This window comes from Streptomyces sp. NPDC015127, assembly GCF_043080095.1.
Taxonomy (GTDB): domain Bacteria; phylum Actinomycetota; class Actinomycetes; order Streptomycetales; family Streptomycetaceae; genus Streptomyces.
In genome coordinates, this window is sequence record NZ_JBIBVE010000006.1 from 293,070 (window position 1) to 305,771 (window position 12,702).

General features: G+C 74.6%; 14 protein-coding genes. 11 read left to right on the forward strand and 3 right to left on the reverse strand.

Translation table 11 applies throughout. The annotated features are described in order from the left end of the window. Positions 1-16 precede the first annotated feature (16 nt). The 3 genes from ACF08N_RS14625 to ACF08N_RS14635 all read left to right on the forward strand — a co-directional run bounded on the left by ACF08N_RS14625 (position 17) and on the right by ACF08N_RS14635 (position 2,199). Positions 17-880: a peptidoglycan-binding protein gene (locus tag ACF08N_RS14625; RefSeq protein WP_392324950.1), complete on the forward strand. Its 864-nt coding sequence runs from the start codon at positions 17-19 to the stop codon at positions 878-880. 136 nt (positions 881-1,016) lie between these two features. Continuing rightward, positions 1,017-1,679 (forward strand): HAD-IA family hydrolase, encoded by a 663-nt coding sequence (locus tag ACF08N_RS14630; RefSeq protein WP_392324951.1) that lies wholly within the window; start codon positions 1,017-1,019, stop codon positions 1,677-1,679. A gap of 79 nt (positions 1,680-1,758) precedes the next feature. Next, on the forward strand, positions 1,759-2,199 hold the full coding sequence (locus ACF08N_RS14635) for a hypothetical protein (RefSeq protein WP_392324952.1): 441 nt from the start codon (positions 1,759-1,761) through the stop codon (positions 2,197-2,199). On the opposite strand, the gene ACF08N_RS14640 is transcribed toward ACF08N_RS14635, so the two are convergent. Beyond that, positions 2,178-2,762, reverse strand: coding sequence for a TMEM165/GDT1 family protein (locus tag ACF08N_RS14640; protein ID WP_392324953.1), 585 nt, complete (start codon positions 2,760-2,762; stop codon positions 2,178-2,180). The two genes, ACF08N_RS14635 and ACF08N_RS14640, sit on opposite strands and share 22 nt — an antisense overlap. 94 nt (positions 2,763-2,856) lie before the next feature. Between ACF08N_RS14640 and ACF08N_RS14645 the strand changes: the two genes are divergently transcribed. Beyond that, on the forward strand, positions 2,857-3,192 hold the full coding sequence (locus ACF08N_RS14645) for a hypothetical protein (protein ID WP_392324954.1): 336 nt from the start codon (positions 2,857-2,859) through the stop codon (positions 3,190-3,192). A gap of 14 nt (positions 3,193-3,206) precedes the next feature. Here ACF08N_RS14645 and ACF08N_RS14650 read toward each other — a convergent pair whose 3' ends face one another. Beyond that, on the reverse strand, positions 3,207-3,947 hold the full coding sequence (locus ACF08N_RS14650; RefSeq protein ID WP_392324955.1) for an ABC transporter permease: 741 nt from the start codon (positions 3,945-3,947) through the stop codon (positions 3,207-3,209). Positions 3,948-4,141: 194 nt separating this feature from the next. Here ACF08N_RS14650 and ACF08N_RS14655 point away from each other — a divergent pair, with 194 nt between their 5' ends. The 5 genes from ACF08N_RS14655 to ACF08N_RS14675 all read left to right on the forward strand — a co-directional run bounded on the left by ACF08N_RS14655 (position 4,142) and on the right by ACF08N_RS14675 (position 10,221). Continuing rightward, positions 4,142-4,795, forward strand: coding sequence for an HNH endonuclease family protein (locus ACF08N_RS14655; RefSeq protein WP_392324956.1), 654 nt, complete (start codon positions 4,142-4,144; stop codon positions 4,793-4,795). 85 nt (positions 4,796-4,880) lie between these two features. Further along, positions 4,881-6,569, forward strand: a complete 1,689-nt coding sequence (locus ACF08N_RS14660; protein WP_392324957.1) for an alkaline phosphatase D family protein — start codon at positions 4,881-4,883, stop codon at positions 6,567-6,569. 181 nt (positions 6,570-6,750) lie between these two features. Next, positions 6,751-8,781, forward strand: coding sequence for an FAD/NAD(P)-binding protein (locus tag ACF08N_RS14665; protein ID WP_392324958.1), 2,031 nt, complete (start codon positions 6,751-6,753; stop codon positions 8,779-8,781). A gap of 59 nt (positions 8,782-8,840) precedes the next feature. Beyond that, positions 8,841-9,308 (forward strand): DoxX family protein, encoded by a 468-nt coding sequence (locus ACF08N_RS14670; RefSeq protein ID WP_392324959.1) that lies wholly within the window; start codon positions 8,841-8,843, stop codon positions 9,306-9,308. Positions 9,309-9,591: 283 nt separating this feature from the next. After that, positions 9,592-10,221 (forward strand): DedA family protein, encoded by a 630-nt coding sequence (locus ACF08N_RS14675; protein ID WP_392324960.1) that lies wholly within the window; start codon positions 9,592-9,594, stop codon positions 10,219-10,221. Here the strand turns inward: ACF08N_RS14675 and ACF08N_RS14680 are convergent. Further along, entirely contained in the window at positions 10,193-10,435 is a 243-nt protein-coding gene (locus tag ACF08N_RS14680) for a DUF2277 domain-containing protein (RefSeq protein WP_392324961.1), read from the reverse strand. The genes ACF08N_RS14675 and ACF08N_RS14680 overlap by 29 nt on opposite strands. A gap of 158 nt (positions 10,436-10,593) precedes the next feature. Here ACF08N_RS14680 and cbiE point away from each other — a divergent pair, with 158 nt between their 5' ends. Together cbiE and cobM are read left to right on the forward strand one after the other, a co-directional pair. After that, the gene (gene cbiE / locus ACF08N_RS14685; RefSeq protein ID WP_392324962.1) at positions 10,594-11,841 is read left to right on the forward strand and encodes a precorrin-6y C5,15-methyltransferase (decarboxylating) subunit CbiE; all 1,248 of its coding nucleotides are present in this window, start codon (positions 10,594-10,596) and stop codon (positions 11,839-11,841) included. Continuing rightward, on the forward strand, positions 11,838-12,587 hold the full coding sequence (gene cobM, locus ACF08N_RS14690; RefSeq protein ID WP_392324963.1) for a precorrin-4 C(11)-methyltransferase: 750 nt from the start codon (positions 11,838-11,840) through the stop codon (positions 12,585-12,587). The genes cbiE and cobM overlap by 4 nt, the downstream gene beginning before the upstream one ends. Positions 12,588-12,702: the final 115 nt, after the last annotated feature.

Below are 12,702 nucleotides of genomic sequence, written 5' to 3' on the forward strand. Positions count from 1 at the left end.
GGACGGATCCGCTGTAGTGGGGCAGGTCGCCGGAGGGCTGGGGCTCGCGGCGGCCGGGCCCGTACCGCAGGCGCCCGCTCCGACGGCGGGGCCCGGCCCGATGCCCGACCTCACCGGGGTCGTACGCGTCCCCGGCGACAGCGGGCCCGGGCCCGGGGACGTCACCGCGTTCGCGGCCGGGGGCGCGGCGTGGGACGACGACACGCACGAGCTGCCTCCGCTCGACGGTCGCGCCCCGGGCGCCGTGCCGCCCGCCCGGCGGCCGCGGCGGCGTGGGGCCGCAGTGGTACTCGTCGGTGCGGCCGTGCTCGCCGTGGCGGGAACCGTCGCGTTCGCGGGCGGCCTGTTCTCCGGGGAACGCGACCGCGACCGCGTGTCGATGCCCGACCGGGACACGACCGGCCCCAGCCTCAACGTCGGCCCGGACGCACCGTCCGCTCCCCCGTCCGTGACCGGCTCGCCCTCCGCCTCCGCCTCCGCGTCGGCTTCCGCCGCGGCGTCGCCGTCCGCGTCGGCGCGCCCCTCCGCCACGGGCTCGGCGACGGGCACGGCACCGGCCGACCCGGTGCCGGCGGCCCCGACGGGACCGAGTACGCCGCCGTCGACCGCCGTGGCCACCGGCAGCGTGTCGGAGGACCAGCCGGGGCGGTCCTCGACGAAGACACTGCGGCGGGGTGACAGCGGCCCCGCGGTGACCGAGCTCCAGCTGCGGCTGGCGGAGATCCGGCTGTACGAGGGCCCGGCGGACGGGGAGTACAGCGAGAGCGTCGAGGACGCCGTGGCGCGCTACCAGTGGGCGCGCGGCATCAAGAGCGACCCCCTGGGCGTCTACGGGCCGAAGACGCGCCGGGCTCTGGAGGCGGAGACGAGCGAGCCGTGACGAGGCCGACGCGGCGGCGGGGTGGCGCACACCGCCCCCGTTTTGTATCGTGAAGGAACAAAGTGGTTCCGCCCGTATTCCCTGACCGGCGGGCGGGACCGCTCTGTCTCCTTCCCCCCGCCCTGGAGCCATGCCGATGCCGGCCACCCCCGCGTCCGTCCTGACCACTCGTGCCCTCCTCCTCGACATGGACGGCACCCTCGTGAACTCGGACGCCGTGGTGGAACGCTGCTGGCGCGCCTGGGCGATCGAGCACGGGCTCGACCCCGACGAGGCGCTCAAGGTCGTCCACGGACGCCAGGGCTACGCGACCATGGCCGTGCTCCTCCCCGACCGGCCCATGGAGGAGAACTACGCGGACAACCGCGTCCTCCTCGCCCGGGAGACCGCGGACACGGACGGCGTCCTGCCCGTCGGGGGCGCGCCCGCGTTCCTCGCCGCCGTCGCCGCCCTCCCCCACGCCCTGGTGACCTCGGCCGACGAGGCGCTGGCCACGGCCCGGATGAACGCGGCCGGACTGCCGATGCCCGAGGTGCGGGTGACCGCCGAGTGCGTGGGCGCGAGCAAGCCCGACCCGGAGGGCTTCCTCAAGGGCGCGGCCGAACTCGGCTACGACCCCGCAGACTGCGTGGCGTTCGAGGACTCCGAGGCCGGGATCACGGCGGCCCGCGCGGCGGGCATGCGCGTGGTCGGCGTCGGCCCGCGGGCGGCGGCCCTCGCCCCCGACCTGTACGTGCCGGACCTGACGCACCTCACCGTGACCGCCCACGCCGACGGCACGATCGGTCTCAGCGCCTGACGGGCACTTCCGAGTCCACCCCGCGCCCCTGACGGGCGCCCGCGGATTCCGCGGGACCGGCAGTCGACCTTGCCCGACCGTGCCCCCGGTCGCACTGCCCGGCACGGCGGGCGGCACGGTCCGCATCGACGCCCTCGGCGCGGGCCGCACCGTGCTCTACGTCTGTCCGCTCACCGGCCGCCCCGGCATCGACCTGCCCGAGGGCCGGGACGCCATCCCCGGGGCGCGCGGCTGCACGACCGAGGCCCGCGACTTCCACGACCACCGCCAGGAGCTGCGCGGGCGGGCGCCGAGCGGGTCTTCGGCGTGTCCGGCCAGGACACCGCGTACCAGCGCGAGGTCGTCGAACGGCTCCGGCTGCCGTTCGAGATGCTGTCCGACCCCGCGCTTCCGCAACGGCACGGTCGCGCAAGCCTTCTGTCCCGTCTTCCCGCCGAACGAGCACGCCCGGCAGGTCCTCGCCTGGCTGCGCGACAACCCGGTCCGGCGCACGGCCGGTCAGGAGGCGAGGGCCTCGTAGAGGCTGAACGCCGAGAGGACGAGCATCAGCGCGGCGGCGATCCTGGTGATCAGCCGCAGCGGCACGTACCGCATCAGCGTCCGGCCGCCGAGGATCCCGATCGCGGCGACGGCCCACAACGCCAGTACGGCACCGAGGCCGACGGACAGGGGATTGTCGTAGCGGGCCGCGAGGTTGGCGGTCATGATCTGCGTCAGGTCACCGAACTCGGCGACCAGAATGAGCATGAAGCCGGCCCCCGAGACCTTCCAGAAGGACTGGTCGGCCGGGGCCTTGATGCTCTCCTCGTCGTCGTTGTCCTTTTTCAGGAGCAGCATCAGCGCGCCGGCGAGGAACAGGAGACCGACGACGGCCTGCACCAGCCGGTGCGGCAGCAGGCTCAGAACGCTGCCGGCCGCGATGGCGAGCGCGACGTGGACGGCGAAGGCGGCGGCGACACCGGCGAAGACGTAGGAGGCGCGGTACCGGGTGCCGAGCATCAGACCGGCCAGCGCGGTCTTGTCGGGCAGCTCCGCGAGGAAGACGACACCGAACGTGATCGCCATGACGGTGAAGCTGATCATGGATGGGAATCCTCAATCGGTCGGGCGCGGCCCTGCCGAGAGTCCTGAGCGTTTCAGGGGTCGCTTCGGCACGGCAGCACCATGAAATGCGTACATGGACACTGCGGCCGAAGGTCTCGCTGGCGGGCTCGCACGAGTCCGCCTCCGGGCGCCGGCCGGGCACGAGGCCCGGCAGTATGTCGACGTTCCGGCGAAGAGCTACTCCCCTTCTGCTCCGTACAGCCTACGCGACGACCCGGCCGGCCCGTCAGGGACCTTCGTCCCCGGCGCCGGGGTCCTTCGTCACGCCGAGCTGGTGAAGAGGAACGGCGTCACGACGCAGGCCGTCGAGATCATCGGGCGCTGGGACACGTTCAACCAGGTGCGCACGCCGGCGGCGGTGCTCGCCTTCGGCTTGCCGATCGCCCTCGCGCTGCGCAGCCGCGGCTAGGGGCTGTCCGGCCCCTAGGGAGCGTCCCGGTGCAGCCGTCCCCGCGCGACGAGTTCCAGTACGACCGCGACCGCGACGGCCTGCACCGCCATCAGGGCGACGAGCACGAACAGTTGCACCGCGCCCGCCTCCACCGGTGACGCGCCGCCGAGCAGCATGCCGACGAATGCCCCCGGCAGCGTGACCAGTCCCACGGTCCTGGTCTGGTCGAGACCGGGCAGCAGGGCGTCGGACGCGGGCTCGCGGGCCACTTCCATGCGGGCGTCCCGGTCCAGGAGGCCGAGGGCGAGACCCGCCTCCACCTCGCCCCGGCGCTGGGCGAGTTCGTCCAGGGCGCGGCGGCCGCCGAGGACGGTCGCGGTGAGCGCACCGCCGATGAGGATGCCGGTCACGGGGACGAGCGCGATGCCCTTGACCGGCACGAGTCCCGTCAGCAGCAGGGCCGTGACGACCGGGACCACGCCGGCGGCGATGGGGAGAGCGGCCCACCACCAGGTGGAGTTGGCGGTGATGCGCCGCCCGGCGGTGCGCACGGCGACGGCGTACATCAGCAGCAGGAAGGCGAGGAGCAGCGGTACCGCTTCGACGACCCACCCGATGGCGAGGGAGACGACCGCGAGTTGGGCCGCGGCGCGCACGCCGGCGACGGCGATCGCGCGGGAACGGCCCAGGTGGGCGACGGCGGCGACGGTCGCCGCGACGACGAGCAGGACGGCCAGTACGGCCCCGAGGGTGAGGTTGACCGGCAGCAGCACGCGGCAACCCTAGCCCGTGCGGGGTCCGGTGTCGGATCGTCAGAACCCTTGATGTGACGTGCCCATGTCGTCACTCTGTTACCTGGCGCCCATCCCCGAGCAACCTGGCGCCGCCAGCATGGCCACGCCTGGGCCCCTCCCGCACCGAAGGCCGCAGGGGTGGCCACGTTTCCCCCCACCCAGAAGGAGTTCGCATGTTTGGTGTCTACGCGCGTCACGCCCGCCGCATAGCGGTTCTCGCCGCCACCTCCGCCCTCGCGGCCACCGGCCTGCTGGCGACCGCTCCCGCCGCGCAGGCCGCCCCGCCCACTCCCGTCAGCGCCTCCACCGCCCGCAGCTACCTCAGCCAGCTGACCGTCTCCCCCGAGGGCTCCTCCACCGGCTACAGCCGTGACCTGTTCCCGCACTGGATCACCCAGTCGGGCGCCTGCAACACCCGCGAGGTCGTCCTCAAGCGCGACGGCTCGAACGTCGCCCAGGACTCCAGCTGCGCGGCCGTCAGCGGCAGTTGGTACTCCCCGTACGACGGCGCCACCTGGTACGCGGCCTCCGACGTCGACATCGACCACATCGTCCCGCTGGCCGAGGCCTGGCGCTCCGGCGCGAACAGCTGGACCACCTCCAAGCGCCAGCAGTTCGCCAACGACCTCACCCGCCCGCAGCTGATCGCGGTCACCGACAACGTCAACCAGTCCAAGGGCGACCAGGACCCGGCGGAGTGGCTGCCCTCGGTCACCTCGTACCGCTGCATGTACGCCCGGATGTGGGTGCACACGAAGTACTACTGGAACCTGAAGGTCGACTCCGCCGAGAAGAGCGCGCTCCAGTCGATCCTCAACGGCTGCTGACCCGCTCCCGGGCCCGCGCACGCCGCATGGAACCAGGCCGCCCCTCCCGTCGTTCCGTACCGTACGGGTGACGGAAGGGGCACACATGGCAGGGCTGCGCCTGGGGCCGCTGCTGCGGTACGTGGACTGGGACACGGGCACGAGCGCGACCGTCTGGGTCGAGGCGGACCGCCCGTGCACCGCCGAGGTGCGCTGCGAGGGCGGCGGCCACGGCTCGGCACGCACGTTCGGCATCGGGGGCCACCACTACGCGCTCGTCCCGGTGACGGGTCTCGCGCCCGGCACGACCGCGGCCTACGAGGTGCTGCTCGACGGCGAGCGGGTGTGGCCGCTGCCGGACTCGCCGTTCCCTCCCAGCACGATCCGTACGCCCGGCGGGGCCGCCGAGGACGAGCACGTCACCGTGGCCTTCGGGTCCTGCCGCTGGGCCGCGCCGCCTGTCGGCGGGCACGACCCGGTGGGCCCCGACGCCCTCGACACCCTGGCGGCCGCCCTCGCCGCCGACCCCGCAGCCCGGCGCCCGGACGTGCTGCTCCTGCTCGGCGACCAGGTGTACGCGGACGAGACCTCGGACACGACCCGCCGGTGGATCGCCTCCCGGCGGGCCGCGTCGGGCGCGGGCGGCACGGCACCGGCGGACCAGGTCGCCGACTACGAGGAGTACACACGGCTGTACGACGAGTCCTGGCTCGACCCCGAGCTGCGCTGGCTGCTGTCGACGGTCCCCAGCTGCATGATCTTCGACGACCACGATCTTGTCGACGACTGGAACACCAGCGCGTCCTGGCTCGCGGACATGCGGACGAAGCCGTGGTGGCAGGAGCGGGTGACCGGCGGCCTCATGTCGTACTGGGTGTACCAGCACCTGGGCAACCTCTCCCCCGCCGAACTGGCCGCAGACGAGCTGTACGGGCAGGTGAGGGCGGCCGAGGACGGGACCGACGCGCTGCGGAAGTTCGCGCTGCGGGCCGATGCCGACCCTGCCTCGGTCCGCTGGAGCTACCGCCGCGACTTCGGCCGCACCCGGGTGCTGATGGTCGACACGCGGGCCGGGCGGGTGCTGGAGGAGCAGGGCCGGGCGATGCTCGACCCGCAGGAGGCCGCGTGGCTGCGGGAGCAGGCGCTCGCCGGGCGCGGATCGCTGGACCATCTCCTCGTGGGCAGCTCGCTGCCGTGGCTGCTGCCGCCCCTGGTCCACGACGCGGAGGTGTGGAACGCGGCGCTGTGCGGCGGCGAGCGCGGCGCGCGCTGGGCGCGGTTCGCCGAGAGGATCCGCAGGGGCGCGGACCTGGAGCACTGGGCGGCGTTCCCGGCCTCGTTCGAGAAGCTGACGCGCGTGATCGCGGAGGCGGGCGCCGGTGCGGACGCCCCCGCGACGGTGTGCGTGCTCTCCGGCGACGTGCACCACGCCTACGTGGCGGAGCCGGTGTGGCCGGCGGCCGGGCGGCCCGCGGCGCGGGTGCTCCAGCTGACGTGCTCGCCTCTGCACAATTCGGTGCCCATGGCGATCCGGGTCGGGTTCCGTTTCGGCTGGAGCCGGTTCGGGAAGCGGCTGGGCCGTGCGCTGGCGCGCCACGGCCGCACAAGCACCGCGTCCGTGAGCTGGCGGCGTACAGGCGGACCGTGGTTCGGCAACCAGCTGATGACGCTGACGCTGCGGGGCCGCTCCGCCGCGCTGCGCCTGCAGAGGGCGGAGGGCCGTGAAGAGGCGGACGGGGGAGCGGCACGGCGGCTGACGACCGTGCTGGAGCGGAGCCTGACGGACGGCCCGTGACCCGGCGGCCCGGTCACGGGCGCGATGAGGCCGCACGGCGACCGGCCCGCGGCGGCCCGTCGCGGCCGGTCCGGTTCCGGCCGTGCGCGGCGGGTGGGGCGGACCCGGCCCGGCGGCCCGGGGCGTCGCAACGGCATGATGAGGCGGACGATCCGCTTCCAGCGCCCGTCACGCACCCCACATGCCCCGGGAGTCAGTGTTGTCCGCAGGTACCGCGCAGTCCGCCCTTCCCTCCGCGATAGCCCTCGTCGGCGCAGGCCCCCGCGGCACCTGTGTGCTCGAACGGCTCTGCGCCTCCGTCCCCGACCTCGCCCCGGACACACCCCTCACCGTCCATGTCGTCGACCCCGCGCCCCCGGGCGCGGGCCGCGTGTGGCGCACCGACCAGAGCGCCGAGCTGCTGATGAACACGGTGGCCTCGCAGGTGACCGTGTTCACCGACGACAGCGTCGGCTGCGAGGGGCCGGTGCGCCCGGGGCCGAGCCTGTACGAGTGGGCCGCCGCCCGGTCCGGCGAGCGGATCGGCCCCGACGACTACCCCACCCGCGCCTGCTACGGCCGCTACCTGGAGTGGGCGTTCGCCCGCGCCGTGGGCTCGGCCCCCGGGACGGTGCAGGTGCGGGTGCACCGGGCCCTCGCCGTACGGCTGGAGGACGACCGGGACGCCCCGGCGGGCGTACGGGACCCGCTGCAGTCCCTCCACCTCGACGACGGCACGCTGCTGTCCGGGCTGAGCGCCGTGGTGCTCGTGCAGGGTCATCTGCCTGTCGTTTCCGGCCAGTCCACGGCGCAGCTCGCCGACTACGCGGCCCGGCGTCCGGGACTGCGCCACTTCCCGCCCGCCAACCCGGCCGACCTCGACCTGTCGGGCATCGCCGCCGGGGAGCGGGTGCTGCTGCGCGGCCTCGGCCTCAACTTCTTCGACCACATGGCCCTGTTGACGACGGGCCGCGGCGGCACGTTCGTGCCGGACGGGGAACGGGGGCTCGTCTATCGCCCGTCCGGCCGAGAGCCGAGGCTGTACGCGGGCTCGCGGCGGGGCGTGCCGTACCAGGCGCGCGGCGACAACGCGAAGGGGCCGTCGGGGCGGCACGAACCGCTGGTCCTGACACCACGGGTGATCGCCGGCTTCCGCGAGCGGGCCGACGCCGGGGACCCCGCCGACTTCCTCACGGACATCTGGCCGCTGGTCGCCAAGGAGGTCGAGACCGTCTATTACGGGTCCCTGCCGGGGGTCCGGGAGCGGGAGGCCGCGGGCGGTGATCCCTTCCGTGAGCACTTCCTGGCGGCGGGGCACGGCAGCGCGGAGGAGGCCGCGGTGCTGGAGGCGTTCGGCGTCGCGGAGGCGGACCGCTGGTCGTGGGACCGTATCGCGCGGCCTCAGCGCGACGAGGTCTTCACCTCCCGCGCCCACCACCGGGCGTGGCTGCTCGCGTATCTGCGCGACGACGCCGCGCACGCCGCGCTCGGCAATGCCGAGGGCCCGGTGAAGGCGGCGCTGGACGTGCTGCGCGACGTGCGCAACGAGCTGCGCCTGATCGTCGACCACGGGGGACTGACCGGTACGTCCCGCCGCGACCACCTCGACCGCTGGTACACGCCGTTGAACGCGTTCCTGTCCATCGGCCCGCCGCGGCGCAGGATCGAGGAGATGACGGCGCTGATCGCGGCGGGCGTGCTGGAGGTGGTCGGCCCGCGGATGTCGGTGGGCACCGAGGACGGGCTGTTCACGGCGCACTCGCCCGACGTGCCGGGCTCGGCCGTGACGTGCACCACGCTGATCGAGGCACGGCTGCCGGAACCGGACCTGCGCCGGACGGACGACGAACTGCTGGGCCGGCTGCTGAAGACCGGCCAGTGCCGCCCCCACGCCATCGACGGTTACGAAACCGGAGGTCTGGACGTAACACCGCGCCCCTACCGTCTGGTCAACCGTCGAGGGCGGGCGCATCCGCGGCGGTTCGCGTTCGGTGTGCCGACGGAGGGCGTGCACTGGGTGACCGCGGCGGGTGCCCGGCCGGGCGTGGACTCGGTGACGCTGTCGGACGCGGACGCGGTCGCGCGCGCCGCCCTGCGCTCGCTCGCCCCGCCGCCCGGCGGCGGCACGGGGCGCGGCCCGGGCACGGGAGCGGAATCCGGTGCGGAGACCGGGTCGGCTGTGGGGGCCGAAAGGGACCGCCGAAAGAATGTTGAACTTGCAAGTATGAATTAGGTCCGCCTAACCTGGTCTCCTCATCGGTTCTCCGTCCCCATGACCGAAGGAGTCCCCCCATGGCCACCCCCACACTTACCGGCCGACTGCATCAGGCGCAGCCGTACGCCCTCGGACTGTTCCGGATCGTCGTCGGCCTGCTGTTCCTCTGCCACGGCGCCGCGTCGCTCTTCGGCGTGCTCGGCGGCATGAACGGCACCACCGTCCAGACGGGCGCCTGGCCCGGCTGGTACGCCGCCGTCATCCAGCTCGTCGCCGGCGCCCTGGTGCTGCTCGGCGTCGGCACCCGCAGCGCCGCGTTCCTCGCCTCCGGCTCGATGGCGTACGCCTACTTCTCGGTGCACCAGCCGGAGGCGCTCTTCCCGCTCCAGAACGGCGGTGAGGCGTCAGCCATGTTCTGCTGGGCGCTCCTGCTGCTCGTCTTCACCGGCCCGGGCGCGCTCGCACTCGACGGCCTGTTCGGCGCGCGCGGCGCCGAGCGGGCGGGCGAGGCCACCCGCGAGGAGAAGGCGACCGTGGCAGCCTGACCCGGCAACCACCGTGCGCCGGGCACCGGTTGCAGCCCGCTCGGCCACAACCGGCCGCCCCGCGCGCGACGTCCGCGGCGCCCGGCCCCTCGGTACGAGGGGCCGGGCGCCGTGCGTTGCGATGCTGTCGGGGCCGCTTCACGGAGGTGACGACATCTCGTCGCCCTCCCGCCCCCCTGCCGATCTCCGCGCGTCACCCGGGCGTACGCTGTACAGCTGTCAAGGCGCCCCTGGCGTCCCTCGCGACACAGCGGCCTTGTCACCGAACCGGGGAGAGTACAAGGTGCTGGAGAGTGTGGGGTCGCTGACCGGCAGCCCATGGATCTACGCCGTCGTGGCCCTGTCCGTTCTCCTCGACGTCTTCCTGCCCGTACTGCCCAGCGGTGTCCTGGTGATCACGGCCGCGACCGCTGCCGCCGCGGGGTCCACCGCGACCGTCGCCGACGCGGCGGGACAAGTCCCGCGCGAAGTCCCCTCCCTGATCGTCCTCGTGCTCTGCGCGGCGACCGCTTCCGTGCTGGGCGACCTCGTCGCCTACCGGCTCGCCTGGCGCGGCGGCGACCGCTTCGACCGGGCCATCGCCCGCTCCCGCCGCCTGACCAGGGCGCAGGAACGTCTCGGTGCCGCGCTGACCCGCGGCGGCGGAGCCCTTGTCGTCATCGCCCGCTTCGCGCCCGCCGGACGGTCCGTGGTCTCCCTGGGCGCGGGCGCCGCGCACCGCAAGGTGATGGAGTTCCTGCCGTGGTCGGCCCTGGCGGGGGTGGCATGGGCCGGCTACAGCGTCGGCCTCGGCTACTTCGGCGGCCAATGGCTCGGCGCGACCTGGGTCGGCGCGGCGGTGTCGGTGCTGGCGCTGTTCGCCGCCGGGTCGCTGGCCGCCTACGTCATGCGGCGTCCGGCGCCGACCGCCTGACGGCCCCGCCGCGCACCTCGAGCCCTTCGAGGAGCCTGCGGGTGGCCTCGGTGATCTCGTCGACGGCCTGCTCGAACACCTCCCGGTTGTGCGCGGCGGGCGCCCGGAAGCCGGACACCTTGCGCACGTACTGCAGGGCGGCGGCGCGCATGTCCTCCTCGGTGGCCTCTTCGGGGAGCACGGGCGGACGAAGGGTCTTGATGCTGCGGCACATGCGTCCAGTGTGCCGCGCACCACTGACACCGGGCGAACGCCCGCCCCCGCGGGGCCCGGGCCCCGGGCTCCAATGGGCGGGGGCCCTCCAGGGGCCCGGTGGGCGGACAGTAGAGTGCGGCTCCGTCCCCTCCCCCGCTTCCCGAGGTACCCGACTCCGTGACCCCCGCACCGCGCCCACCTGCAGTGACCGTCGTCGGGATCGGCGCGGACGGCTGGCCGGGGCTCGCCCCCGCCTCCCAGGACGCCCTGCGCGGGGCCGAAGTGATCATCGGCGGGACGCGCCAGCTGGCGCTGCTGCCCGACGCGTGCGCCGGCGAACGCGTGCCGTGGCCCAGCCCCCTGCGCCCCGCGGTCCCCGGGCTCATCGCCGCGCATGCCGGGCGCCGTGTCGCCGTCCTCGCCAGCGGTGACCCGATGTTCTACGGCATCGGGCGCGCCCTCGCCGACGAGCTCGGACCGGACGCGCTGCGCGTACTGCCGCACCCGTCCTCCCTCTCGTACGCCTGCGCCCGCCTCGGCTGGCCCGTCGAGGACACCGGCGTCGTCACGCTCGTCGGCCGCCCAGCGGCCCGTCTCGCCGCCGCGCTGCACGACGGGCGCCGCGTGCTGGTGCTCAGCGCGGGCGCGGACACGCCCGCCGAGGTGGCCGCGCTCCTGCGGGACCGCGGCTACGGCCCGACCCGGATGCGCGTGCTGGAACAGCTCGGCGCGGACGGCGAACGGCACGTCGACGGCACCGCCGACACCTGGGACACCGACGCCCCCCGTGCCGTCGACGCGCTGAACGTCATCGCCCTCGACTGCCGCCGCGCTCCCGGCGCCCTGCGGCTGTCCGCCGCGCCCGGCCTGCCGGACGCGGCGTACGAGCACGACGGCCAGCTCACCAAGCGCCATGTCCGCGCCGCCACCCTCGCGGCGCTCGCGCCCGCCCCCGGCGAACTCCTGTGGGACATCGGCGGCGGCTCCGGTTCGATCGCGATCGAGTGGATGCGCACGCACCCCTCCTGCCGCGCGGTCACCGTCGAACGCGACGCCGCGCGCGCCGCACGCATCACCCGCAACGCCGACACCCTCGGCGTACCCGCCCTGCGCGTCGTGCGCGGCGCGGCGCCCGAGGCCCTGGCCGGGCTGCCCACGCCCGACGCCGTGTTCATCGGCGGCGGGCTGACCGTTCCCGGCCTGCTCGACGCCTGCTGGGACGCGTTGCCCCCCGGCGGCCGGCTGGTCGCCAACACCGTGACCCTGGAGTCCGAGGCGCTGCTCGCCGAGCGGTACCGCGCGCTGGGCGGCGACCTCGTGCGGCTCGCGGTCGCGCACGCCGTGCCCGTCGGCGGTTTCACCGGCTGGCGCCAGGCGATGCCGGTCACCCAATGGTCCGTCACCAAGACTGGAGAGCTGTCATGACCGTGTACTTCATCGGCGCGGGCCCGGGAGCCGCGGACCTGATCACCGTGCGCGGCGCGCGCACGCTGGCGTCGTGCGGGGTGTGCCTGTACGCGGGCTCCCTCGTCCCCACCGAGCTGCTGGCCGAATGCCCGCCGGACGCACGCCTGGTGGACACGGCGCGGATGGACCTGGACGCGATCACGGCCGAACTCGTCCGGGCCCACGAGGAGGGCCACGACGTGGCCCGGCTGCACTCGGGCGACCCGTCGGTCTTCAGCGCGGTCGCCGAGCAGATGCGGCGGCTGGACGCGGCGGGTGTGCCGTACGAAGTGGTCCCGGGCGTACCGGCGTTCGCGGCGGCGGCCGCGGCGCTGAAGCGGGAGCTCACGGTCCCGACCGTGGGCCAGACGGTCATCCTTACGCGCATCGCGCAGCAGGCGACCCCGATGCCGGAGGGCGAGGACCTCGCGACGCTGGGCAGAAGCGGGGCGCTGCTGGTGCTGCACCTCGCGGCGCGCTACGTGGACCGCGTGGTCGACGAACTGGTCCCGCACTACGGCAAGGACTGCCCGGCGGCGGTCGTCGCGATGGCGAGCCGCCCGGACGAACTGGTCCTTCGCGGCACGCTGGAGGACATCGCGGACCAGGTGAAGGCGGCGGGAGTGACGCGGACGGCGGTGATCCTGGTGGGCCGCACGCTGGGGGCGACGCAGTTCCGCGACAGCCACCTGTACTCACCGGAGCGCGACCGCCACGTCTGCTGACGGGTCTTGGCCGCGTTCGGGCGTCGCGCGGCCGGGCGCGGCGCAGGCCCCCGGGGTGCGGCCCTCTACCGCATGGCACGTCCCGGCGCGGCGCAGGGTCCTTGGGTGACGACCT

Excerpts from the sequence above, each read along its gene's own strand:
- ACF08N_RS14645 (WP_392324954.1), top strand. The coding sequence starts at position 2,857 with ATGGACACTGCGGCCGAAGGTCTCGCTGGCGGGCTCGCACGAGTCCGC.
- ACF08N_RS14665 (WP_392324958.1), top strand. The coding sequence starts at position 6,751 with ATGCCCCGGGAGTCAGTGTTGTCCGCAGGTACCGCGCAGTCCGCCCTT.
- ACF08N_RS14660 (WP_392324957.1), top strand. The coding sequence starts at position 4,881 with ATGGCAGGGCTGCGCCTGGGGCCGCTGCTGCGGTACGTGGACTGGGAC.
- ACF08N_RS14670 (WP_392324959.1), top strand. The coding sequence starts at position 8,841 with ATGGCCACCCCCACACTTACCGGCCGACTGCATCAGGCGCAGCCGTAC.
- ACF08N_RS14630 (WP_392324951.1), top strand. The coding sequence starts at position 1,017 with ATGCCGGCCACCCCCGCGTCCGTCCTGACCACTCGTGCCCTCCTCCTC.
- ACF08N_RS14680 (WP_392324961.1), bottom strand. The coding sequence starts at position 10,435 with ATGTGCCGCAGCATCAAGACCCTTCGTCCGCCCGTGCTCCCCGAAGAG.
- ACF08N_RS14640 (WP_392324953.1), bottom strand. The coding sequence starts at position 2,762 with ATGATCAGCTTCACCGTCATGGCGATCACGTTCGGTGTCGTCTTCCTC.
- ACF08N_RS14655 (WP_392324956.1), top strand. The coding sequence starts at position 4,142 with ATGTTTGGTGTCTACGCGCGTCACGCCCGCCGCATAGCGGTTCTCGCC.
- cobM (WP_392324963.1), top strand. The coding sequence starts at position 11,838 with ATGACCGTGTACTTCATCGGCGCGGGCCCGGGAGCCGCGGACCTGATC.